Here is a 22,469-nt window from a genome sequence, read left to right on the forward strand (position 1 = left end):
GATGACCCTGCACGCAGACCCCCACCTCGCGTTTGTCCGGCCGGTCCAGCCGCTGACCCCAGAAGGGTGTCAGGAGTGTCTGCTGCTCGGCTCCCCGTGGGTCCACCTCAGGCTCTGCCTGACCTGCGGCCACGTCGGCTGCTGCGATTCCTCGCCGAACCGGCACGCCCGCCGTCACGCCGCCGCCGACGGCCATCCGATCGTGGCGTCGCTGGAGCCCGGCGAGGACTGGCGGTGGTGCTACGTCCATGAGGCGTTCGTGTGATGCCCGGCGACGAGACGCGGCCGGGCACAGCGCCTGTGCCGGACGAGGCGGAGGAGAGCGTCCCCTTCGAGACTCCCGACATCTACGGCGCCTATCCCCGCCTGTCGGACGACCAGATGACCCGCCTGGCGCAGCATGGCCGGCGGCGCGCGGTTGACGCCGGTGACGTGCTGATCCGGGAGGGGGAGCGGTGCGAGATGTTCTACGTCGTCCTCAGTGGCTCGGTCGCCATCGTCGAGGGCTACGGCACGCCCGATGAACACCTGCTGCGTGTGCACGGCCCTGGCCGCTTCATCGGTGAACTCGGCCTCCTGAACGGACAGGTGGCCTTCTACACCGCCGTGGTCAGGGACCCCGCCGAGATCCTCGGCCTGTCCATGGATCAGCTGCGTGACCTGGTGACCCGGGACTCCACCCTGGGCGATGTGGTGCTGCGCGCCTGCCTGGGCCGCCGCGCTCTGCTCGTCGGGCAGGGCGCCGGTTTCCGCATCATCGGCTCGCGCTACTCGCCCGACACCCGGCGGCTGCGCGAGTTCGCCGCCCGCAACCGGCTGCCGCACCGCTGGATCGATCTGGAGACGGACGAGGAGGCCGAGGCGCTGCTGCGGCGCTTCGCGGTCGGTCCGGAGCAGACGCCGCTGGTGATCTGGCGGGACACGACCCTGCTGCGCAATCCGAGCAACGCCGAACTGGCCCGGTTCATCGGCCTGCCGAGCCTGGAATCGGGCAACGGCCGCGGCGATCTCCTCATCGTCGGCTCCGGTCCGGCAGGTCTCGCCGCCGCGGTGAACGCCGCCTCGGAGGGCCTCGGCACGACCGTGGTCGAGGCGCTGGCCACCGGCGGCCAGGCCGGGACGTCGTCCCGCATCGAGAATCTGCTCGGCTTCCCTTCCGGCATCTCCGGCGCCGAACTCACCGAGCGCGCCGTGCTCCAGGCGGACAAGTTCGGCGCCCGGATCAGCGTCCCGGCGGAGGCGGCCCGGCTCGAACGGCGGGATGACCACTACGCTGTCGGCTTCGCCGACGGAAGCGAGGTCACCGCCCGTACCGTCGTCCTCGCCACCGGCGCCCGCTACCGCCGCCTCCATGTGCCCGGCATCGAGCCGTTGGAGGGCTCGAGCGTCCACTACTCGGCGACCGTCTACGAGGCCCAGCAGTGCCGTACCGACCCGGTGGCGGTGGTCGGCGGCGGCAACTCCGCGGGCCAGGCCGTGCTCTTCCTGGCCGGGTACGTACCGCAGGTGTATCTGCTCGTCCGTGGGCAAAGCCTCGAGGCGCACATGTCCCGCTACCTGATCGATCAGATCGAGCGCCACCCGCGGGTGCGCGTCCTGCTGCGCACCGAGGTGACCGAGGCACACGGCGACAAGGCGCTGGAGGCGGTCACCGTGGTCGACCGCCGTACGGGCGAGCACCGTCACCTCGAGGTGCGGGCCCTGTTCGTCTTCACCGGCGCAGACCCTCACACCGCTTGGCTGTCCGGCGCGCTCGCCCTCGACGCGCGCGGCTACGTGCTCACCGGCGCGGAGGCGCAGGCCTGCTCCGTTCCCGAGCTGTGGCAGAGCCAGGGCCGCGACTGCCTGACGTTGGAGACCAGCCTGCCTGGCGTCTTCGCCGCCGGCGACGTCCGCAGCGGCTCGGTGAAGCGCGTGGCCTCCGCGGTCGGCGAAGGCGCGATGAGCATCCACTTCGCGCACCGCTACCTGGGCCACACGGCCGCGCCCGGTGGCACCGACAGCTCCCCGCACACCCGTCCGAAGGAGTCCGCTTGGCTCGCATGACACCCAGCGGGCGACGAGATCACGAGAAGGAGAAGGAGGCGATGGGAATGACCACGCCCGTCCGGCGCCACCGCGGTGGCACGATGCAGGACAGGCCCCTTGGCTGGGCACGCAATCCGCTGACGGAGTTCGACCAACTGCTCAGCGAGATGAGCGGACTGATCGAATCCACGGTGGGAGGCGCGGCGCCCGCAGTCGCGTGGACACCCCTGGCGGATGTCACGGAGTCCGACGACGCCTTCCACGTCGAGATCGAACTCCCCGGCGTCAAGAGCAAGGACGTCAACGTCGAAGCCAACGGCCAGGAGCTGGTGGTCACCGGAGAGATCAAGGAGAAGGAACGCAAAGGCGTCCTGCGCCGGAGCACCCGCCGCACCGGATCCTTCGAGTACCGGCTGCGGCTGCCCGGAGAGGTCGACACCGAAAAGATCAATGCGCAGATGTCGGACGGGGTGCTCACCATCACCGTCCCCAAGGCCGAGGTGGCAAAGCCCCGGCACATCGAGATCAGCGAGACGAGTGAAAGCACCGAGAGCAGCGGCTGAGACGCGAACGCCGCGGTTCCGGGCACCCGTCCGGCACCGCGGCCGGGCCGGCGAGGCTCGACACCCGGGGTGACTCATGTACGACGTCCCGTGTCACGACCCCTTACGGCGGCGGGGACTCGGCAGGCGGCTCCCCACCGGCTTCCTTTCGGCGCCGCAGACGCCAGGCGCGCAGCAGCCGAAGGGGGAGCAGACCCAGCGGTGCTCGCCGGCCCATGTCCTCCTGGTCCTCGCGGTCGAATGCCCGTGCGTAACGCTCGGCGTCCTGGGCCGTCGGATATCGCTTGCTTCCCTCCGCTCCGCACCCACGCGCGCAGTGCCAGAGCATCGTGTCGCCCTCATGGAGAAAGCGAAAACGGTGTCCCAGAAGGTGGCAGCGCAGCACAGCAGACCACCCTATGCGGACGTGTCCATTCCGGCCCGTTCTGTCCCTCTCCAGGCAACAGCCCGTGGCCCTGAACGAGGAGGCGTGGCATGACCACCACCGCCGAGCTCGGTGTCGTCACGACCAAGGTCCCCGCCCGGCTTGACCGGCTGCCGTGGTCCCGATTCCATTGGCGGATCGTCATCGGTCTGGGCGCCGTCTGGATTCTGGACGGACTCGAAGTGACGATCGTCGGGGCGGTTGCCGCCCGTATGACCGAGCCGGGCAGCGGCATCGACCTGACCAGCGCCGACATAGGAACTGCCGCCGCCATCTACGTGGCAGGCGCATGTGCCGGCGCTCTCCTGTTCGGGAGGCTCACCGACCGCTACGGGCGCAAGAAGCTGTTCATGGTCACGCTCGGCATCTATGTCCTCGCCACCGTCGCGACCGCCTTCGCCCACGACGCCTGGTACCTCTACCTCGCCCGCTTCATCACCGGTATGGGCATCGGCGGAGAGTATGCCGCGATCAACTCGGCCATTGACGAGCTGATCCCCGCCCGCAACCGCGGGCAGGTGGATCTGGCCATCAACGGCAGCTATTGGGTCGGTGCGGCGCTCGGCAGCCTGGTCGCCGTGCTGCTTCTCAACGAGAGTCTGCTGGCAGCCGACCTCGGCTGGCGGCTGGCCTTCGGCCTGGGCGGCATTCTGGGCCTGGGCATCATGCTGGTCCGCCGCCATGTGCCGGAGAGTCCGCGCTGGCTGTTCATCCACGGGCATCAAGCCGAGGCTGAACGCATCGTCGACCGGATCGAGGCCGAGGTGCACCAAGAGACCGGCCGCGAGCTGCCGGAACCGGGCGAGGCGGTCACCGTACGGCAGCGCGACGTCATCCCGTTCACGGAGATCGCCGGCGTAGCTCTGCGGCGGTATCCGCGTCGCGCCGTTCTCGGTCTGGCGCTCTTCGTCGGACAGGCGTTCCTGTACAACGCGATCGTCTTCGACCTGGGCACGATCCTGAACGGCTTCTTCCACGTCGGCTCCGGCTCGATCCCCTACTTCCTCGTCCTCTTCGCGATCGCCAACTTCCTGGGACCACTCCTTCTCGGCCGGCTGTTCGACACCGTCGGCAGAAAGCCGATGATCGCGGGCACCTACTTCGGCTCGGCGGTCGTGGCAGCCGTCCTCGCCGTCCTGCTGATCAACGGCTCCCTGACGACATGGTCGTTCTTCCTGCTGGTCTCGCTGACCTTCTTCGTGGCGTCTGCGGGAGCGAGCTCGGCCTACCTGACCGTGAGCGAGGTCTTCCCCATGGAGACCCGAGCCCTGTCCATCTCGCTGTTCTTCGCGATCGGCACGGCCGTGGGCGGAATCACCGGCCCGCTGCTGTTCGGCCGCTTGATTCACAGTGGCGATGCCGACCTGGTGGCCATCGGCTTCCTCATCGGAGCGGCAGTCATGGCGCTGGGCGGGGTGGCCGAGGTCTTCTTCGGTGTCCGGGCCGAACAACAGTCCCTGGAGAACATCGCCCGGCCGCTCACCGCCGAGGAAACCGAGGCAGCCTGGCGCAACGAGCCCGCGCCGCAGGACGCACGAGACCGCCTCCGGCCCGCGCCCGTCCGGCAGGCCGCGCACGAGCGGGAACTGCGGATCGCCGAGCGCACCGCCCGCCGCCGGGAGCGGGAGCGCGCCGGAGCCCGCCGCTACCGCCCGGGCACCGGACCGGGCAGCACCCTGTACTCGCCGGGGATGGCCGGCACCGCGGGCACGGCAAGCCGTACGTCCGCCATGGCCGAACACCGCCTCGACGACGAGATCGAACAGATCACCCACACGCTCCAAGAAACCGGCCCGACCAGCCGCGACAGACTCGAACAGGCCGTGGGCGGCCGCTCCTGGGGCCCCGGGCGCTTCCGCCGTGCCCTGCGTGAATCCGTGCGGGAGTCCCGCGCCAAGGGCCTTGCGAACGGTAGCTACGCGCCGGCGGACGGACGCGGCCGGCCCGACAGGGGACCGGGCGACCCCCATAACCAGCGGTGACCGGAGCGGGCAGAAGGAAGGCAGCGATGAAATACGACGGATTCCTCGCCCGGGTACGCGAGCGAGGCGAATACAACGACCAGCACGAAGCCGCGGACGTCACCAACGCCGTGCTGGAAGTGCTGGCCCAACGGATCAGCCCGGGGGAGGTCAAGGACCTCGCATCCCAGCTGCCCGGCCCACTGGGACAGGTTCTGACCCATGCCACGCCGCAGCAGGCGAGGAGCTTCGGGATCGAGGAGTTCTACCGCCGGGTCGCCGAGCGCACCCATGCCCGGCCGCGTACGGCGCAGTGGGACGCCAGCGCGGTCCTGACCACCGTTGCCGACGCCGTCACCGGCGGAGAGCTGAATCAGGTCATCAGCCAGCTCCCCTCCAGTTACGCGGTCCTGTTCGGCAAGGCCGACCTCGCGGACTGAGCCCGTGAGGCGCGATGGTTGCCGAGCGTGATGATCCTCCGACAGTCCGGCTGCCGGAGGCACTGGAGGCCGTGGGGGATCTCAGCCCGGCACAATGCCGCAGGAGCGTCGTGGACCGACTCCCAGCCGGGCGCCACAACGGCCGGCTACGAGGCGGTGTGACTGCGGCCGGGCACCACAGAACCCAAGCCTCCGGCACCATCCGCCGGCAAGGCCGACAAACAGGGCGCCGCTGCGGCCAAGGACCCGCGGCCCGTCGCCTGGGGCCCCTGCCTGCGCGGGTATGGCGCTGCAGATGTGCGGCGCCATACCCGCCGCTTCTCGGAGACGGAGCTACGCCCGGCATCCACCGACGTAGCGTCTGTGCCCTCGGAGTCCGGCGCCACGGCTGCGCCCTCCGGCTCTTGCGGTCACGGATCAGGGGGCTGCCACTCGAACATCAAGATCGTGGCGTCGTCGCTGAGTTCGTTGTGCCGATGTTCGAGGATGGCGTGGATGAGCAGGCGCAGCACTTCCGGGGCGCTCTGCCCTGCTGCGGTCGACCGGATGATGTAGTCGGTGAAGCGCTCGAGGCCGAACTCTTCGCCTGCATCATCGCGTGACTCCACGACACCGTCTGAGTAGAACAGTATTCGGTCACCGGGTTCGAGGCTGACGTCGTGCACCTGACGGGCGGTCCCGGCGAGACTGGCGGGCAGACCCAAAGGAGGCTCAGGTGGCCGCTCCAAAGCCTTGTGGAGCAGGCGGTGGCGACGGATGAGCAACGGAGGCGGGTGGCCGCAGTTGCACCAGCGCAGCACACCGGTGGGCATGTGCAACTGGGTGAAGACACCCGTGCAGAACTGCTCCGGAAGCCACGTCGCCAGCGCTTCGTCCACGGTGCCCGCGAGTTCGTGCAGGTCTGCCCCGCTGCGCCGGGCGTTGCGGCAGCCCGCCATGGCGACAGAGGTGGCAAGTCCGGACGCCAGGTTGTGCCCCATGCCGTCAAGGATTGTGGCGTGCAAGACGTCCTCGGTGAACGCATGGTCGAAGGCATCGCCGCCCAGTTCGTACGCGGGCTCCAGAACCGCCGTCGAAACGACCCGCCCGGTGCCGATCGACCGGGGAGGGAGAAAAGCCCTCACCATTTCCGTGGGCAGGTGCATCGGCCTGGTACGCATGCGCTGCGCGATGGTGTCGCCGTAGGTGCGCTTGGAGGTGACGATCAGTGCGAGGAGCAGCGCCGTCGTTCGACAGCGCCGTAGCTTGAGCCCGTCCAGGGTGCTCATGTTCAGCTCCACGACGCCCAGCCGCTCCGCTCCGTCGGCCAGGGGCAGCCATACGTTCAGTCCGCCGGAGGAGCCTTCTTCCACTCGGAGAGAGTCGGTGCGGTAGGCCCATCCGGCCGGCGAAGTGTCGAGCTCCAGTTCCGGCTCGCCTTCGACAAGCGGCACCAGCAGTCTTTGCTGGATGTCGACCAGATAGATAACGGCCCTGCCCAGACCCATGGCCTCGGCATACCGGTTCAGGACCACGGGCAGTTCCGCAGGTGATGCCAGCTGGGCTGCTCTGACCAGTTCCTCCAGCAGCCGCTCCCCGGGCCCGACGGACATGTCCCTGTCCATGCCTTCGATGATCCCCGCGAGGTCGAGCCGCCACAATCTGAGTGCTCCGGTACCCGCGACGTAGGCCGATCAGCATCGGGTGCCGGGGCTTGCCCCTTGCGGATTGGTCGGGCTTCGGGATCGGCTTAGGACACCAGCGGGGCGGGGATCGTGCGGATGCCCGCAAGCCGCACAGCGGTCTGCTCCAGCAGCCGGCGGGTGCCCGCCGCGGTCTTGGCCAGCTCACCCGTTCCACAGCAGGACGAGTTCCACGTGGACGCGGCGCTGTGGCGGGCCCTGGACCGCCTGGCGCTGTTGGCGGAGGTCACACCCGCTCTCGGCGGCACCCGGGACGTGGACGAGGCCCTGCGGCGTAGGGATCGTCGCGGCAGCCGAAGAAGCAGAGCTCGCTGCCATTGTTTGGGCCATGACCTGCACCGCCGGGTCCGGTCGCCACTCACAGCAGGAGGTCGAAGACGGCTCGGGCCTCGTCCCAGTGCTGGGTTTGGGGGTTCTTCAGGTCGGGGTGGAGGGTCTTGAAGCTCTGGGCAAGGGCCAGGCTGAGTCCGCCGATGATGTCCGGATAGGCCGCCTCGGTCTCCTCGTCGGGCGTGCGGTCCAGAGCGGGATGGGCGGCGAGCTGTTCCAGGATCGGCTTGAGTTCTACTTCCTGGTCGATCTTCCGGAAGTGGTGAATGCTCTCCTGCAGGCCTTTGGTGATCGGTAGGTCACAGGTCCGGATGATGTCGCGCCCGTTGGCCTTGGCAGTGGCCTGGGCGACGGTCAGCAGATCGTAGAGCTTGGCGTCGACGAAGTCGCTGTAGCGCTTGAGATCGTTCTTGTCGACGTCCAGCCCGGCGGCCGCGCGGAAGAACCTTTCGAACCTGGCGATGGACATCACGGTCATGACGGCAACCTCCGTCTGCGGGCGCCGGGGTGGCTCCCGGCTCCCTGAGCTTCCCCGTCAGCCTGGCCGACGGGGGCGCGCGAACGCATGCGCATGTCGGGCCCAATTAGCTTTCCTGTATTGCCCTGCCAGGCCAGGCGTCCGACTGCCTGGGTGGTCGGACGGACTGCGGATCGACAGCAGGGTGAACACCGCGGCGCGGAGCGGCCCACGTCAAGGGTGACCCTCCAGATGTCGCTGCTGATGAGGCCGAACGTCGCGGTGGCGAACACGCCAGGGAGCGCTCGGGAGAGGCCGGTGGACAGCAAGGAGCCAGGGCGGCCGGTTGACGCGGACCATTCCGCCCAGCAGCCGCAACCGCCCCCGGACGCCGGGCAGCACGTAGTGCGGTGCCTCGCCGGCGTTCTGGAACCTCCCGGGCGGCAGGCCTTTGCCGGCCTCCGAAGTGGGGCGGTCGGTGGCGCGGCGTGCGAGTGCGGGCCAAGCTGGGGTCGGAGCGGGCGTTCGTGGTGGCGCACGCGATCGTGGCCCGGTGGTGGGAGCCGGTTTCGTGCTGGGAAGAAGAGGAGATCCGCCCTACCGCCTGCACCTGATGGCGGAGGCCGACGTGTCCCGCGGCGTCGACGTTACCTCGGCGGCACCTGTGGGCACTTGCGATCGCGGGGCAGCCGACGAGAAGGGTCCAGTCATGCGGGTGTCGTCTCAAGGCGTTACGGTCGTGGCTCTCCTGGCGGATCCGGACGCGCCGACCGAGATCGCGCAGCGCATGGCCCAGACACTTCCTGCTCGGCTCGCCGACAAGTCGGGCCAGGGGCGACGGTTCGACGTCGAGGTGATCAGTGAGCCCTTCACCGCAGGGACCGAGGACCCGCCCACACTGATGCGCCGGATCATGGACCGCGGAAGTGCCGAGAATTGGGACATCGTCGTGGCCCTCACCGACCTTCCGCTGCACTCGCACGGGCGCAGGCTCGTTGTGAATCTGAGTCACGAACACGGCTTGGCGCTGCTGTCACTTCCTTCGCTGGGGGGCTTGCGGCTGCAGACGAAGGCCCGGCGGGCCGTGGAAGAAGCCGTGCTTGGCTTGGCGGGTCCGCGGGCCACAAGGGCTGAAGAACCTCCGCAGAGTCAGCCGCTGCTGGGGCCCTTGGTCAGTCGTCTCGCGCGTATTCACCCGGGCACGGTCGATGAGGAGGAGACCGCTGATCTTCGGTACGTCGTCAGTGGGCCGCGCGGTTACCTGAGGGTGCTCTTCGGTATGGTCCGCGCCAACCGGCCTTGGCGGTTGGTGCCGGGCTTGTCGAAAGCCCTGGCGGCCGCACTCGCAACGGGGGCCATCGCCACTCTGGACTCCACCACCTGGAGCCTCACTGAGGCCCTGAGCGCGCCACGCCTCGTGGTCGCCATGGTCGGGTCAGTCGGGCTCATGATCGGCTGGCTGATCGTAGACGGGGAGCTGTGGCATCGATCAGCAGAGGTCTCGCGGGAGGCAAGGCAGAGGGCGAGGCTCTACAACGCCTCGACGGTCGTGACTGTGGGTATCGGGGTGCTCGTCTGCTACGTGGGTCTGGTCGTCATCAACTTGGTGTGGGCGCTGTTCATCCTCAACGGCCGAGTGTTCGCCTCCCTGACACGAGCCCCGCTGCACGCCACGGAATACTGGACGTTGTCCTGGTTCGTGGCTTCGGTCGCCACCGTGGGCGGAGCGCTGGGATCAGGCTTGGAGAGCGACGAGGCGATCCGGGCGGCCGCGTACTCCAAGCGCGAACAGGAACGACGCCACATGCTCCAAGACAACCACGATGACCAGCCCTCGAAGTGAACCGATACCGGCGCAAATGGCTCCTACGGGTGGCGGTCCCTCGGACCACCCCACGTCCGCTGAACTTGGCCGCCCCCCTCAGCTGGCGGGCGACGGGCATCAGGCTGAGCAGGGCCGGCGACAGCAGCGCAATGTGCACCGGCGGGCTGATCATGGCGATGATGGGGCGGGTGTGGTCCCGGGCAGGGCAGGTCCGTCCCCCTTCTTCAGCCGCTTCGCGACCTCCGCCGGCCATCCCGGATCGGCTACGAGGACGACGTCCAGCTGCGACCGCTGAGGCTGAACAGGCGGCAGGGATGTGGTCATCGCGCCCCGTACTGCGTGGGTGCCGGTTTGTGGGTGTAGGCCGGCCGGGGTCGCGCGCCCGCCGGGCGCGGTGCATTCAGGAGGCGGCGGCGCGGCCGACGCGACCCGGCAGGGTGTTCCGGCTAGGCTCACACCCGTGACGTGGCTGCGGGCCTTCGGGGAGGTCGTGCGATCCGGGCTCACGATCGAGGAGACGCGGCTGGAGCCTCTGCTCGCGCTGCGCGCGGCCGCTGGGGTGGCGATCGTCATCGGGCCGGCGCTGTGGCTGGTCTCCCCTGCGTATGCCGCGTCCGCCGCCCTTGGTGCCTACTCCGCGGGTGGTGCCACCTTCCAGCGCACCTGGCGTCCACGCAAGGTGATCGCGCTCGGCGCGGGCGCGGGTCTGGCGCTCAGCACCTTCGTGGGCTACCTGGCGGCGGGGCGACTCGTGACGTTCCTGCCACTGCTGGCCGTGTGGGCCTTTGCCGCGGGCATGGCGTGGGCCGTCGGATCGACCGCTGGGATCGTCGCAGCGACGACGGTCGGCAGCATGCTGGTGACCGTCACCCTGCCCACGAGCGTCGGGCGAGCCCTGGAGCACGCCGGGATCATCGCGCTCGGGGGCGTGGTGCAGGCCGTGCTGATCTTGCTGTTCCCGATCCGCCGTTGGGGGGCGCATCGTGACGCGCTCGCCGACGCCCTGGCCGCCGTGGCGGACTACGCCCGCCGGTTGAGGCACGACCCGACCGTCCCGTTCGACCCGGAGCCGTTGATGACGGCCCGGGACGCGGCCGCCGTGACGCCATCACAGGCCCGAACCCGTCCCCCCGTCCTCCACGGCCCCCGGGGCCTCGCCGAGCGCATTCGGCCGGTCGTCGCCGCGCTCGCCGACCCGGAAGTCGGCGCCCCGGCGGAGGGACCCGGGCGGGACCGCGCGCGGGAGTTGCTCAATGCGGCCGCTGACGTCCTGGACGCGGCCGCCCGTTCGATTCGCCGCGGCACTCCCGCCGGAGTGCCGTCCGGGAGCGCGGACGTCCTGCGCGTCGACGAGGAGCACGAGGTGCTGGAAGGGCCCGCCCGGCAGGCCGCCGAGCGGCTCGTGGAACTGCTCGGAGAGGCGTTGGAGATCGCCGAGTGCGGCGGCGCGCGCGGGAAGACGCCCACGCCGCCCGGCCCCGCGGGCGCCCGATACCTGGTGCGCCCGACAATGTTCCGGTTGGTCCCGGTTGTCGTCCGGGCGGTCCGCCGTGAGCTCCGCCGGGACTCGCCCGTGTTCCGGCACGCCGTCCGCCTGGCGACGGTGGCAACGCTCGGCTATCTGATCGCCGCCCGGCTACCTCTCGGCCACGGCTACTGGGCGCCCATCGCCTCGGTGATGGTGATGCGGCCGGACTTCCACCGGACGTACGCGCGTGCGGTGGCCCGCCTCGCCGGGACCCTTGCGGGGGTCGCGCTCGCCACCGGGATGGTGCGGGCCCTGGGCCCGGACGCGCATGTGTTCGGCGCGCTGGCGGTGGTTTCGGTGGGCCTGTCGTACACGCTGACCCGTACCGGCTACGCCTACTCCCAGTGCTTCACCGCCGCGTACGTCGTCTTCCTGCTCGGCATGGGCGGCCAGACATGGGAGCAGACGGTCCCGGAGCGGGTGGTGCTCACCCTGCTCGGTGGGGCCCTGGCAATGCTGGCGTACGTGGTGTTCCCCGCATGGGAGACGCCCCGGCTGCCGGGCCGGCTTGCGGACTGGCTCATTGCCAACGGCCGCTACGCGGCCGCGGTGCTCCGCAACTACGCCGAACCGACCCGGGAGCATCGCGCCGACATGCGCAGGGCCCTCCTGGCGAGCAGGGAGGCACGTGCCGCCTGGCAGGAGGCCTACGACCAGGCAAGGCAGGAACCGGTCCGCCCCAGGGGGCTGACGTCGCGCGAGGCGGAGGAGGCGCAGGAGGCGCTCAAGGGGTTCGGCCGGGCGGCGATGCTCATGGAGAGTCACCTCCCGCGGGCCGACAGCCCTTTCGTCCCCGAGGCGGAGCGGTTCGCCGACGCCCTGGAGGCGGACACCGCGCAGGCGGCAGTCGACGTGCGCGAGCACAGGAATCCGGACTGGGGGCGCATGGAGGAAGCGCTCAACGCGTGGGAGGACGCCGCCGGCAACCGGAGCCCGGTCGTGCGGCGCGAGGCGGAACTGCAGAAACGGGCCTTGGAAGACCTCGCGACGGCCGTGAGCCGCACCTCCCTGGAACGGGACGTCGGCTCTGCTCGCGAGGAGCAGCGGGTGCAGGCGGCCGTGGCGGCGGAAGGTGACGGATCAGGACCCGCGCACCGGGGCGGGTGACGGCTCCGGCGACGAGGAGCGCGCGCCTCCTGGAGCGGGAAGTAGTCTCCCGGCCGCGTCGAGCGCCGCCACACATACACCGCTGTCGCCATCACGAGGATCAGCTCCGCCAGGATGAGCAGTTCGATCCCCTCGACGTGCCACCGGATGGACTTCTCCGCCTCGGCCGTCACGATGAGCACCTTGCAGATGCCGGCAATCAGGCCGGCGAGGAGGAACGGCTCCGCGTCGAGGGTCTGGTTCCTGAGGGTGAGGCGGACGGTGTGGAGCAGTTCGGCCACGATGAACAGCACAAGGCCGTTGTCCAGGGCGGAGAGAACGACCCTCTCCGCGCGGTACGGCCCCTGGATCGCCCTGATGACGTCGTGGACGACCCGGTCCGCAGGCCCGGTGTGCAACGGGTGGACGAGCGACGGCTCCTTGTGGTGGCAGTCTGGGGGGAAGCGGCGGGGCGCGAAATCACCGAGGCCTACCCGGCTGCCCTGAGATGTCACGATCCGGCACTCGAACATCCCGAGAAGCACCGCTCTCCCGGAACGCTCATGACAAGGGATTGGGAGATGGTGTTCTCGCCGGTGAGGCGCCGGGTCATGAGGTCGGTCATGGCGATGTGAATCACGGACATGGCATGCGCCGCCGCCGCTATCGGGGATAGCCGAAGGCCCACCTTCAGCATGTGCTCACAGACATCGCCGTGAACGTCGAGCGCTTCAGCGGTCTGTCATCGGCCGACGGAGTACCCCCACGCCGGCCACCGACCGCATTCCAGAACTGACTTAACCAGCACGGGATTCCTCGCCTGAAATCCTGACGGGCCGTCAGCAACCGATCCTCGGAGCTCCAAGAACTCCGACAAGGTCAGGCTGAGGCGACGTCTCGTTCCGGTCAAATCCCCCGTGAGAAGGAAAAGTGGGGGCACGGTAGCAGGCAGTGGATGACGGTAATGTGCACCATCCCTCGTACGGTCCAAAGGCGCAGGAGTTTGCGGTATGCACCACTCGCCCAACCAGGGCCAGGATTTGCTGAAGTTCCGGACGACGGATGTGGACGGGGCTCGGCAGGTCCTCCAAGAACGCTTCTACGCCAACTTCATCGACGTGCCCGACGGCGGCGCCGAGTTCATGGCCCGGTACGACATCGCCGCACTCGGTCCGCTCACACTCGGACGACTCGCTTTCGGCACGGAGGTGCGCATAAGGTTCGGGGAACTCGGCTCCTACCACGTGGACATCCCCCTGGGTGGCCACCTGGCCTGGCGTCAAGGAGCGCGCACCAATGCGGTGGCGACCACCGCGAACGCCGCCGTCTTCCAGCCGCACGGCGACACGGCCCTGGATCGAGTGAGCACCGACTGCTCCATGCTGGCCGTGAAGATCGACCCCAAGGCCCTCAACCATCAACTCGAACGCCTTCTCGGCCGACCGCTGCGCACCCCCGTCACCCTCACGCCCGAACTCGACGTCGCGCGCGGCGCGGGCCTGAGCTGGGTACGGTTGATCCGCGCGGTGTTCGACGAGATGCAGGCCGGCGGGCTACTCACCCGGCCGATGGTCGCCCGCCCGCTCCAGGAGGCCCTGCTGACCGGGCTCCTCCTCGCCACCGGCCACCGCTACCGCGACGAGCTCGACCGACCAAACCCCGCCCTGCGCCCGGGCCCCGTCAAGCGTGCTGTCGAGGCCATGCACAGCATGCCGCAACACCCTTTCACGGTAGGTGAGTTGGCCGTGCTCGCCGGGGTGAGCGTGCGGCGACTCCAAGAATCCTTCAAGCAGTACGTCGGCATGACCCCGCTGGCCTACCTCACCGACGTCCGCCTCACCCGCGCCCACGACGAGCTGCGCCGCGGCACACCGGGCGAAGTGAACGTGAGCGAGGTCGCCCACCGTTGGAGCTTCGGCCACCTGGGCCGCTTCGCGTCCCGCTACCGAGCGCGCTTCGGCGAGTTGCCCTCGCAGACACTGCGTTCCGGGTGACCACAGCCCACGCCAACGCCCCGCGCTGTGCGGACAGCGGCCGCGCTCAGTGGATCGTGCGCGGCAGCTACCACGCCCTAGGATTCCTGGTGTTCGCGCGTCCGCTCTTCGGTCCGCCGCGCGGACATCGGCCGACCCATCTCCACCCCTTCGGGCCGGTCACCGCCCGCCGGCCCCCCCAACAGCCGCGGGCGAGTCGGCAGCGCACATGCGGCCTGGAACCTCGCCACGGTGTACTGCCCGACACCGGTCAAGGTCCGGGCCGGGGTCGGCGCCGGCCCGGACCTTGACCGTACCGAAGCCACACCGATGAGGCAGAACCCTCGTCCGGTCCTCGGAAGGTCCCGGGTTCGCAGTCATCACAAAGAAGTTACTCAGGTTGAACTCGTGGAGTCCGGCGATCTGATCGCGTCATCATCCATGGTCGGACCGGTGGGTGGCAGACAGCCGTCGATCAGGTGAGGCCGGTGGCGCAGGCCGACAAGAAGCACCGAGTCGATCGCGCGGCGAGACCAGTCCAACTCGCCGCGGGAGCCGAGTTCGTCGAGGACCAGGCGGTGGAGTTTTGCCCACACGCGGGCCTACGTCCACTCGGTGAATCGTCGGTGGGCCGTCGCGCCCGACGGCCCGAACGATGCGGACGGCAACTGCTGCCACGTGCACCCCGACGTCGCCACGAAGACAATTGCGGTCAGCACTTCGCGGTCGCCGTGCCGATGGCGGCCACCGCCCTGAGGCCGCGATGGCGCCTCCGGCACCACCCGCTGGAACATCTCCCACAACTCGTCCGGCACCAGCCGCTCAACGATCCCTGCCACGACTGCCAGCTTATCCAGGCAAATGAGATGACGTCTTAGGTGCCGGCTGTACCACGGTCAGGGTCCGTACCTACTGGTGGACACACGAGGGGCTGCGGCTCGCGTACCGCGGCGCTGCAGGACTCTCGCGGCCGCCGCTTGGCGGCAACCCAACGGCCGTCAAGCCGAGTGGTCGGCCGGGCCTGGCGGATGTCGAGAATGCTCCGGCGGCTCCGTCCCTGGTGCGGATCACGACTACGACCCTGGAGGGACGGCTGTGCGCGCGAGTGAGATCACCGAGATTCTCAGCCGGCCTGTCAGTCGGGAGCTGTTGGCCCGCGATGTGGTCCGGCTGGCGTACGTGGCCAAGGACGGCACGCCCCGGAACGTTCCGATCGCGTTCACCTGGAACGGTTCCGAGATCGTCATGTGCACCACGAAGAACGCGCCGAAGCTTCCGGCGCTGCGCGAGAACCCGATGGTCGCCCTGACGATCGACACCGAGGTGCACCCGCCCAAGATCCTGCTGATCCGGGGCCGCGCCGAACTGGACGTCGTCGACGGCATCCCCGAGGAGCACCTCCAGATCAACGGCTCGTACGAGATGACGCCCGAGCAGCGTGTCGAGTGGGAGGCCGAGCGGTCCGCTCACTCTACGACGGCATGGTCCGGATCGTGGTGACCCCGACGTGGGCGAAGCTGATCGACTTCGAGACGACGCTGCCGAGCGCGGTCGAGGAACTCGTCCGCCGGCGGGCGGAGCAGGTGAGCGTCTGAAGACGGTCCTGGCCGGCCTCGGCCGGTGGTGTCGCTGGTGTCGGTGGAGGCGTTCGCGTGCGTCGCGGTCGATTAGGCTTCCTCGATGTTCGAAGGAAAGCTTGTACGACTGCGCGCGCTGCGCCCCGAGGATGCTGAACACCATGTCCGGTGGCGCAACGACCCGGAGGTGGTGCGCTGGGCCGCGGCCGGTGACCCGATGTTCGGCCCGGTCACCGCGGAGGCGGTCCGGCTCGGCTTCGACACCATGCTGCGGCTGAGCCCGAGGGAGTCGGCCGTGTTCACGGTCGAGGACCTGACGGGCGGGACGGTGATCGGCATGGCCGACTACCGGGACCTCGACCCCCACGCCGGGGTGGCCACGCTCGGAATCACCATCGGCGAGCGGGAGTTGTGGGGTGGCGGCTACGGCAGTGACGCGGTGCGGCTGCTCGCGGGCCACCTGTTCGGTGCGTACGGTCTGAGCCGGCTGGAGCTGGACACCTGGAGCGGCAACGAGCGCGCGGTGCGCGCCTTCGCCCGGCTGGGCTTCCGGGAGGAAGGCCGCCGCCGGTCGGCTGTGCTGGTGGAGGGGAGGCGCTACGACCGCGTGCTGTTCGGAATGCTCCGTGAGGAGTGGGCGGAACTCGCGTGACGCCGTAGAGGCCCGCACAGGGGGCGTGGCCGCAGGGACGGCGGATTACGCTGGCCGCGCCGCAACTTTGTGCGCTGGGTGCCGCGTTGGCGCTCACCCGGCCGTGGGCGGGCCGCATCGCGTTCGTACCGCAGGCGCAGTGTTCACGGGTGCGGCACGGTGGGCCGGCCGCTTTCCCCCGCAGCGGCGGGCCGGTTGTAGCCTTCGGCGGGCGAGAGCGGCGGCGACGGGAGTGTTCGGGCCAACACGCCGGTGAAGGTGGCCCGTTCGCTGGATCGACTAAGAACCGGGCGGATGGTGTCGGCGATCCGGTCGGTGACTGGTGCGGTGCGGCCTGCGCCCCTACCGGGTGACCATGCTGAACACCGGATAGATCTTCGGCTGCGCGTCGGAGACGCCGAGCTCTTGCAGGATGGGAATGATGGTCTCGCCGAACTGCTGGAATGCCTCCTCGGACTCCCACACGTCGACCACGAGCCATCCGTCGGCCGTGGGGGCGGAGGTGTGCGAGATGAGACCGGGAACCGGCCAGTCCGCGGGGCTCTTCACCGGGCCGGGCCGCCCCGCCACCTTCTCCACGCTCTGCTCGTATTGGGCCTGGGTCATCCCCTGCACTTCGAAGACCGCGACGATTGGCATGCTGGGCTCCCGTTCAGGACGGTACGTAGTCGGGCCCAGTCGACCATCCTGGCGAGCCGCAGGCACGTTGGCCTACGCCGATCGGGCACGCCCCGCGCCTGGCCATGCGGCGCTGGAGAGTGGGGTCGACACGAAGCACGTATCGCGTCAGGACCGGCTTTTGCGGAGATGGTTTCCCGACGGCCGCGGCGAACACGCCGTCCGGGAGCAGGAGTTGCCCGCTTGTGGTCCCGCTCACCCGTGATCATCCGGCCGTCTTGGGTGACGGCCGCCTCCACCGCGCCGTCGCCGGCCTGCTCCCTCGTCATGGCCCGGCCGTGCCTTCCCGTCACCTCCACAGCACGCCATCGTCCTCATGCTCGCGGACCCGGAATGCGATCATCTGCTGCAGCAGGCCTGCGGGGACGGGCCTGCCGTAGGGGAGCTGCACCGATCCCTTGCCGGTGGTGAAGGCGGCGAGCTCGTCCTCGAAGGCGGCGCGGGTGCTGGGCGTGAACACGACGTTCGCATGCTTCGTGTCGCCGTTGACGGTGAACAGGATGGTCCCCGACGGGTGCACCCATGCCAGATGGCCCCACTTGATGGCCTCGCCCGCCTGGGGAACCGCCGTGTGAGCCAGCGCGCGCACCGGCTCGAGCAGGTCGCGGGCCGGCCCGGCGAAGTCTTCGAGGTACTCGTCCACCGTCTGCGCCCTGCCCGTGGCGCCAGTGTGGCAGGTCCGGTGCGGGAGCCGGGGGAGGCAAGCGGGCTTCGCCTCCTGGGCGACGACCCGCCGCAAAGCGGGGCAGGTCTGAGCCGGGCGCGCCGACCGCCGGGCGCGTGTGCGCCGGCGAGTGGGCTCCGGCCTTCGTCGGCCCCGGTCTGCTCCTGTCCCACCACGAGCAACAGGACGGTGCTCTCGATGGGACCCTGCACGCCGTGCGTCAGGCCGCTGACCGGCCGGTTGGGCAGGTCTCCCGCGAAACGGACCATTCTGGTGCGACAGTGGGCCGCGGCCGGCAGCATCCGGTGAAGCGGGAACCGCCGCTGAAAGCGGTGCCGATGAGGCCGAATTCCTTGTGGCCTCGCAGGCCAGTCGCAGGGAGTGCTACCGGCATGGACGTCCGGTTCATCACGAGCGTGGCCGTGGTCGTCGCCCCGCCGCGCGCTGTTCATCGAGACTCTTGGCCTCCCCCTGGAGGGTGAAGGCAATGACCACTCCAGCGGGAGCGTCCCCGGCAGCAAGCACTTCGGCCTGTGGCCGCTGTCGCAGGCGGCCGAGTCATGTTTCGGCACGGCCCGGTGGCCCGCCGGCCGGGTGGTCCCGCAGGCATCGATCGAGTTCGAGGTGGCGAACGCGGAAGCGGTCTCAGCCGCCGGTGCGGAGCTGCAGCGCGCCGGCTTTGAGCTGGTGCACCAGGCCCGCACCGAGCCGTGGGGCCATACGGTGGCCCGACTCCGCACGGCGGAAGGCTTGATCGGCGGGATCTCCTACGCCCCCTCTTTGCACGACGACAGCACCCCCGATGAGCCGGGCCGGGACCGGTGAAGACGACGTTGGCCTTCCGCTCGCCCTCACGGGCGGTACGTCACACCGGTGTTCGGGGCCTTCTCGGCGGACCGCCCCTGGAGGCGGCGCTGCGGCGAGGCGCGAGGCGTGCTGGTGCAGCAGGTCGAGGAAGCAGCGTAGCCGGACGCCGGGTTGGCACACCCCTCCTCATGCGGTCCTGACCGGTGCGGCACAGTCGCGGTCACCTGGGTGGGCAACGGTGGGGGTGGGAACGTGGGGCGTTTTGGCTCGCGAAGCCGGCGTAGGGGCATACCGAGCGAGCCGGCGCCCCTGGCTGGGGCTGCTGAGAATCTCGGTGGCAGCGTCGCCGAGATCGACCCGAGGTATATCGACGACCCGAACGGCTACGTACCTCCCGAGAATCCGCGGCGCGTGGTTGGTGGATGGCAGCGGGAAACTGACAGGTGAGTACCAGGAGAATCCTCGTCATGGGGTGCCACGGACGACTGGCGTCGTCCGTCGCTGATCTGTGTATGCGTGGCTCGCTGGAGCGTTCGGCCTGGGACTGGTGCGGATCTTCTGCCCGTTACGCGACCCGGATCGTCCGTTGACGTCGTACCCCCCGACTGGTGGGCAGCTCCAGGCGGATGTGTCGGCCCGCCGGTGCTCCTAGGCAGAGGTGGGCTGGTGCGGGGAACGGAGCACGAGCAGGGTGATCTCGCTGGGGGCGAAGACGCGGAACGGCGGGCCCCAGAAGCCGGTGCCGCGGCTGGTGTAGAGGACGGTGCGGGTGCCGTGGTGGCTCAGTCCGCTGACGACGGGCTGGTCGATGCGGACCAGGTGGTGGAAGGGCCAGATCTGGCCGCCGTGGGTGTGGCCGGAGAGTTGGAGGTCGATGCCGTCGGCTGCCGCCCGGTCGACGAACTTTGGCTGGTGCGCCAGGAGCAGGACCGGTAGGTCGGGGTCGGCGCCGTTCAGAGCTCCCTCCAGGTGGGCGCGGTGGCCTGCCAGGCCGGAGGACTCGGCGGTGACGTCGTCCACGCCGGCGACCACGAGGGTGTCGCCTCCGCGGTCGAGCAGGAGATGGCGGTTGCGCAGCGGTTCCCAGCCCAGCTCGTCCATCAGGTCGACCCAGCCCTGGGCCTCGCTGTAGTACTCGTGGTTGCCGGTGACGTAGACACGGGCCCGGGTGGCCCGCACGGTAGCGAGTGGGGCGGCCTGGGCGTGGCGGCGGTCGGCCGTGCCGTCCGCGATGTCGCCGGTGTGGCAGACCAGGTCGGCTTCCAGGGTGTTCACTGTTTCGCATACCCGTGCCGACCAGCGGGCGCGATCGAGTGGGCCGTAGTGGGTGTCGGTGATGAGGACGACGCGGAGGCCGTCCAACCCGGCGCCCAGCCGTGGGAGTTGCACGTCGAGTCGGCGCACGCGGGGAACGCGGCGGGCCTCGGCGTACCCCCAGGTGAGGAGTACTCCGGTCACGCCGAGGACGGCCCAGGTGATGATGCGGGCCCGGTCCTGGCTCTCGCCGACGCCGGCCACCGTCAGGGCGAGCCGCAAGAGGACGCCGAGCAGAATGGACCAGGTGAACAGAACCCAGCTCGTGCCGAGCAGGGTGTCACCGATGATCGCCGCCCGGTCCTGCTGGCGTCGGCCGTGGCCGCGCGTCATCGCGAGCGGCATACCGACGAGGCCGAGGACGAACAGGGCGGTGCCGAACAGCGTGACGGGCAGCGGCCAGTGCTGGCCGGTGTACAGGAGCACCCCGCACGGCACGGCCCACAGCAGGACGGGGGCGATCAGGGGGATGTAGCGCATCAGGCGGCGCAGTCGGCTCGGCGGCGGCTTCTGCGTTGCACCCTCGGCGGTCCGGGTGTGGCTGGTGTCGGTCACGCTGCCCCTCTCTGACCAGGCTGCCGTCTCGCGCACTGTATCCGGTCGCCTCCGGGCCGGCCGGACCGGCGTTCATAGGCGCGGCCCCGGTGGGCGAAGGGTTCTCTGCGTGAGGTCAAGACTCCACCGCAGAGACTTCCTGCTCGGGGGCCCCTTCGGCGTCGCGTCTGCCTGGGCGCAGCGTCCGCCTTGTTCTTCGGGGCTGCCCCCTCTGGCGGGGCTTTCGCCTCTTCGGTGGCGGCCCTCTCCAGGGCCGTGAGGACCTCCTGGTGCGGGTGCATCCCGGCAGCGTCGTGGTGGGCGCGTGCGGTGGTGGAGGTGATGCTGATCAGGGACAGGTCTTGCCTCGCCCCGCTTCGCCGCCTCCGTGATCAGGTCCTCCAGCAGGGCATCGAACACGCCGGGGTCACGCCACTGGCGGAAGCGGTTGGAGGAGGTCGACCAGGTACCGAACTCGCTTGGCACCTCTGCCACTGCCCGACGGTTCGGAGCCGCCGGATCACGCCCTCGAAGTGCTGCCGCAGGATCTTGGGGTACGGGTCGTACTTGCCGATCGGCAGGTGCGGCTCAATGAACTCCCGCTGCTTGTCCGTCGATTGAGCGCGCGTCGCGTATGACGGTCTACCGGGCCAGGGTCTGCAACGGGGCGAAACCCACGGTTTGATCACGACCCGATCCGCGCCCTAGGCGGGTTGCGGGGCGGGTGTTGCCGGAGCGGCCGCGACCGTGCGGGTCTCGCGCATGATCAGCAGGCCGTTGACCACCATCAGTGTCGCGGTCAGGCAGTGGACGCCGACCGCGGTGGCCACTGAGCCGTGGTGGGCCAGCACGGTGGCCATGTCGCCGTATGCGGCGAGGGCCTCCACCAGCAGCACCCAGCCCAGCGCCCGACGGTGGCCCGTTACCAGCAGGATGCCCAGGACCAGGGCCAGGACGACGTCGCGGATGCCCTTGATGATCAGGAAGCCGTCGCCGTCGCCGGACGGCCAGCTCGGCAGGCCGAAGCCGGGCGCCGTCGTCTGCGGGCTCAGGATGAACTCCGTCCCGAACCAGAGGATGAAGAGGATGAAGGCGGCGGTCAGAACGGTATTGATCTTCTTCAGCGGCATGGTTCTTCTCCTTGCGGGTCTTCGTCCGCTTGGTGGGCTTCCTGGTGCTTGCTGAGGCGTAGGGGGCCTGATCAGTCCGCGCGGACGCGGCTGATCGAGGGGCGGGGCTCGCCGGGATCGCAGGTGTGGGGGAGAAGCGGCAGCTGCATGTCCGAAGGTCGGGAGTTCGGTGGTCAGCCGCCCCCGGGGAGTGGGGATTTTGCGCCGCCGGTGCGGCGTCGGCCGGCGGGTCAAGCGTCCGGAGCCCTCCTGGGCTCACCCCGAGGGGGCGAAAGCCGTTGATAGGAGGCGAAGGGGCGCCTGTTGGAGCGGCAGTGGGATCAGACGAGGACGAGGGCGGTGGCGAGCAGGGCGAAGGCGGCGATGATGATGGCGACGCGGACGTAGTGGTAGCGGTCCCAGCGGTGCAGCTGCTGCTTCCAGTCGGCCGGCCGATTTTCGGGGGTCCAGGTCTTGTTGCGGTTGTTGATCGGGACGAGCAGCAGCATCGACATGATCACGCTGACGATCAGCAGCGCGGCGGCGGTGGCGACGAGTCCGGCGCCGTGGTGATGCCATCCGGCGACGGCCCAGACCGCGCCGAGGACGAGCGAGCCGATGTACCAGAACGGCATCAGGGCGCCGAGCATCCGGCCGCCGTGGGCATGGCCGAGCTGGCCGCTGTCCCCGGGCAGCGCGTTCAAGATCCGGTTCATGATGAAGGCGACGGAGAACTCCACCCCCACCATCAGGCCGACGACGACGGTGGTGACGACCCCGAGTGCGTTGAGCATGACGATCCCTCCATGAACTAGCGTTGCTAGATATTGAGGCAAT

General features: G+C 69.6%; 17 protein-coding genes and 4 pseudogenes. 11 read left to right on the plus strand and 10 right to left on the minus strand.

Features of this window, described 5'->3' with window-relative positions; all coding sequences use genetic code 11:
- Nucleotide 1 precedes the first annotated feature (1 nt).
- From ACIBN2_RS38460 to ACIBN2_RS38480, 5 genes are all read left to right on the plus strand, one after another.
- Complete coding sequence (locus ACIBN2_RS38460; RefSeq protein WP_399141665.1) at nt 2-265, plus strand: UBP-type zinc finger domain-containing protein; 264 nt, start codon at nt 2-4, stop codon at nt 263-265.
- Nucleotides 265-2,046: an FAD-dependent oxidoreductase gene (locus tag ACIBN2_RS38465; RefSeq protein WP_399141667.1), complete on the plus strand. Its 1,782-nt coding sequence runs from the start codon at nt 265-267 to the stop codon at nt 2,044-2,046. The genes ACIBN2_RS38460 and ACIBN2_RS38465 overlap by 1 nt, the downstream gene beginning before the upstream one ends.
- A gap of 47 nt (nt 2,047-2,093) precedes the next feature.
- The gene (locus ACIBN2_RS38470; protein WP_399141669.1) at nt 2,094-2,591 is read left to right on the plus strand and encodes an Hsp20/alpha crystallin family protein; all 498 of its coding nucleotides are present in this window, start codon (nt 2,094-2,096) and stop codon (nt 2,589-2,591) included.
- A gap of 474 nt (nt 2,592-3,065) precedes the next feature.
- Nucleotides 3,066-4,997 carry an MFS transporter gene (locus ACIBN2_RS38475; protein WP_399141671.1) on the plus strand — a complete coding sequence of 644 codons (1,932 nt, stop codon included), beginning with the start codon at nt 3,066-3,068 and terminating at the stop codon, nt 4,995-4,997.
- Between the two features lie 26 nt (nt 4,998-5,023).
- On the plus strand, nt 5,024-5,416 hold the full coding sequence (locus ACIBN2_RS38480) for a DUF2267 domain-containing protein (protein ID WP_399141673.1): 393 nt from the start codon (nt 5,024-5,026) through the stop codon (nt 5,414-5,416).
- A 410-nt stretch (nt 5,417-5,826) separates the two neighbouring features.
- On the opposite strand, the gene ACIBN2_RS38485 is transcribed toward ACIBN2_RS38480, so the two are convergent.
- The 3 genes and pseudogenes from ACIBN2_RS38485 to ACIBN2_RS38495 form a co-directional block, all read right to left on the minus strand.
- Nucleotides 5,827-7,020: a PP2C family protein-serine/threonine phosphatase gene (locus ACIBN2_RS38485; protein WP_399141675.1), complete on the minus strand. Its 1,194-nt coding sequence runs from the start codon at nt 7,018-7,020 to the stop codon at nt 5,827-5,829.
- 4 nt (nt 7,021-7,024) lie between these two features.
- Nucleotides 7,025-7,247 (minus strand): annotated as a pseudogene (locus ACIBN2_RS38490) (ISNCY family transposase); the annotation flags it as partial.
- 209 nt (nt 7,248-7,456) lie between these two features.
- On the minus strand, nt 7,457-7,906 hold the full coding sequence (locus ACIBN2_RS38495; RefSeq protein ID WP_399141676.1) for a DUF1931 family protein: 450 nt from the start codon (nt 7,904-7,906) through the stop codon (nt 7,457-7,459).
- Between the two features lie 532 nt (nt 7,907-8,438).
- Between ACIBN2_RS38495 and ACIBN2_RS38500 the strand changes: the two genes are divergently transcribed.
- On the plus strand, nt 8,439-9,728 hold the full coding sequence (locus ACIBN2_RS38500) for a hypothetical protein (RefSeq protein WP_399141678.1): 1,290 nt from the start codon (nt 8,439-8,441) through the stop codon (nt 9,726-9,728).
- Between the two features lie 442 nt (nt 9,729-10,170).
- Nucleotides 10,171-12,345 carry an FUSC family protein gene (locus ACIBN2_RS38505; RefSeq protein ID WP_399141680.1) on the plus strand — a complete coding sequence of 725 codons (2,175 nt, stop codon included), beginning with the start codon at nt 10,171-10,173 and terminating at the stop codon, nt 12,343-12,345.
- A gap of 119 nt (nt 12,346-12,464) precedes the next feature.
- Here ACIBN2_RS38505 and ACIBN2_RS38510 read toward each other — a convergent pair.
- Nucleotides 12,465-12,857, minus strand: a pseudogene (locus ACIBN2_RS38510) (phosphate-starvation-inducible PsiE family protein); the annotation flags it as partial.
- Between the two features lie 477 nt (nt 12,858-13,334).
- On the opposite strand from ACIBN2_RS38510, the gene ACIBN2_RS38515 reads away from it, so the two are divergent.
- Complete coding sequence (locus tag ACIBN2_RS38515; RefSeq protein WP_399141682.1) at nt 13,335-14,318, plus strand: AraC family transcriptional regulator; 984 nt, start codon at nt 13,335-13,337, stop codon at nt 14,316-14,318.
- 470 nt (nt 14,319-14,788) lie between these two features.
- Here ACIBN2_RS38515 and ACIBN2_RS38520 read toward each other — a convergent pair.
- Nucleotides 14,789-15,145, minus strand: a pseudogene (locus ACIBN2_RS38520) (transposase); the annotation flags it as partial.
- Nucleotides 15,146-15,392: 247 nt separating this feature from the next.
- On the opposite strand from ACIBN2_RS38520, the pseudogene ACIBN2_RS38525 reads away from it, so the two are divergent.
- Both ACIBN2_RS38525 and ACIBN2_RS38530 read left to right on the plus strand, forming a co-directional pair.
- A pseudogene (locus ACIBN2_RS38525) lies at nt 15,393-15,892 on the plus strand (pyridoxamine 5'-phosphate oxidase family protein).
- An 85-nt stretch (nt 15,893-15,977) separates the two neighbouring features.
- Nucleotides 15,978-16,526, plus strand: coding sequence for a GNAT family N-acetyltransferase (locus ACIBN2_RS38530; RefSeq protein WP_399141684.1), 549 nt, complete (start codon nt 15,978-15,980; stop codon nt 16,524-16,526).
- Between the two features lie 342 nt (nt 16,527-16,868).
- On the opposite strand, the gene ACIBN2_RS38535 is transcribed toward ACIBN2_RS38530, so the two are convergent.
- Both ACIBN2_RS38535 and ACIBN2_RS38540 read right to left on the minus strand, forming a co-directional pair.
- Nucleotides 16,869-17,165 carry a hypothetical protein gene (locus ACIBN2_RS38535; RefSeq protein WP_399141686.1) on the minus strand — a complete coding sequence of 99 codons (297 nt, stop codon included), beginning with the start codon at nt 17,163-17,165 and terminating at the stop codon, nt 16,869-16,871.
- Nucleotides 17,166-17,493: 328 nt separating this feature from the next.
- On the minus strand, nt 17,494-17,847 hold the full coding sequence (locus tag ACIBN2_RS38540) for an iron chaperone (protein ID WP_399141687.1): 354 nt from the start codon (nt 17,845-17,847) through the stop codon (nt 17,494-17,496).
- A 402-nt stretch (nt 17,848-18,249) separates the two neighbouring features.
- Between ACIBN2_RS38540 and ACIBN2_RS38545 the strand changes: the two genes are divergently transcribed.
- Complete coding sequence (locus tag ACIBN2_RS38545; RefSeq protein ID WP_399141689.1) at nt 18,250-18,693, plus strand: glyoxalase; 444 nt, start codon at nt 18,250-18,252, stop codon at nt 18,691-18,693.
- 630 nt (nt 18,694-19,323) lie between these two features.
- On the opposite strand, the gene ACIBN2_RS38550 is transcribed toward ACIBN2_RS38545, so the two are convergent.
- The 3 genes from ACIBN2_RS38550 to ACIBN2_RS38560 all read right to left on the minus strand — a co-directional run bounded on the left by ACIBN2_RS38550 (nt 19,324) and on the right by ACIBN2_RS38560 (nt 22,426).
- Complete coding sequence (locus ACIBN2_RS38550) at nt 19,324-20,544, minus strand: metallophosphoesterase (protein ID WP_399141691.1); 1,221 nt, start codon at nt 20,542-20,544, stop codon at nt 19,324-19,326.
- 683 nt (nt 20,545-21,227) lie between these two features.
- Nucleotides 21,228-21,653 (minus strand): DUF4267 domain-containing protein, encoded by a 426-nt coding sequence (locus tag ACIBN2_RS38555; protein WP_399141693.1) that lies wholly within the window; start codon nt 21,651-21,653, stop codon nt 21,228-21,230.
- Between the two features lie 320 nt (nt 21,654-21,973).
- A complete protein-coding gene (locus tag ACIBN2_RS38560) occupies nt 21,974-22,426 on the minus strand; it encodes an anthrone oxygenase family protein (RefSeq protein WP_399141695.1) in 453 nt (150 codons plus the stop codon).
- Between the last annotated feature and the right edge of the window lie 43 nt (nt 22,427-22,469).

The organism is Streptomyces sp. NPDC050534 (assembly GCF_044457745.1).
GTDB lineage: Bacteria > Actinomycetota > Actinomycetes > Streptomycetales > Streptomycetaceae > Streptomyces.

Bases quoted from the DNA above. Each gene is read 5' to 3' on its own strand.
- ACIBN2_RS38460 (WP_399141665.1), top strand. From the start codon at position 2: ATGACCCTGCACGCAGACCCCCACCTCGCGTTTGTCCGGCCGGTCCAG.
- ACIBN2_RS38465 (WP_399141667.1), top strand. From the start codon at position 265: ATGCCCGGCGACGAGACGCGGCCGGGCACAGCGCCTGTGCCGGACGAG.
- ACIBN2_RS38470 (WP_399141669.1), top strand. From the start codon at position 2,094: ATGACCACGCCCGTCCGGCGCCACCGCGGTGGCACGATGCAGGACAGG.
- ACIBN2_RS38475 (WP_399141671.1), top strand. From the start codon at position 3,066: ATGACCACCACCGCCGAGCTCGGTGTCGTCACGACCAAGGTCCCCGCC.
- ACIBN2_RS38480 (WP_399141673.1), top strand. From the start codon at position 5,024: ATGAAATACGACGGATTCCTCGCCCGGGTACGCGAGCGAGGCGAATAC.
- ACIBN2_RS38485 (WP_399141675.1), bottom strand. From the start codon at position 7,020: ATGGACAGGGACATGTCCGTCGGGCCCGGGGAGCGGCTGCTGGAGGAA.
- ACIBN2_RS38495 (WP_399141676.1), bottom strand. From the start codon at position 7,906: ATGACCGTGATGTCCATCGCCAGGTTCGAAAGGTTCTTCCGCGCGGCC.
- ACIBN2_RS38515 (WP_399141682.1), top strand. From the start codon at position 13,335: ATGCACCACTCGCCCAACCAGGGCCAGGATTTGCTGAAGTTCCGGACG.
- ACIBN2_RS38530 (WP_399141684.1), top strand. From the start codon at position 15,978: ATGTTCGAAGGAAAGCTTGTACGACTGCGCGCGCTGCGCCCCGAGGAT.
- ACIBN2_RS38535 (WP_399141686.1), bottom strand. From the start codon at position 17,165: ATGCCAATCGTCGCGGTCTTCGAAGTGCAGGGGATGACCCAGGCCCAA.
- ACIBN2_RS38555 (WP_399141693.1), bottom strand. From the start codon at position 21,653: ATGCCGCTGAAGAAGATCAATACCGTTCTGACCGCCGCCTTCATCCTC.
- ACIBN2_RS38560 (WP_399141695.1), bottom strand. From the start codon at position 22,426: ATGCTCAACGCACTCGGGGTCGTCACCACCGTCGTCGTCGGCCTGATG.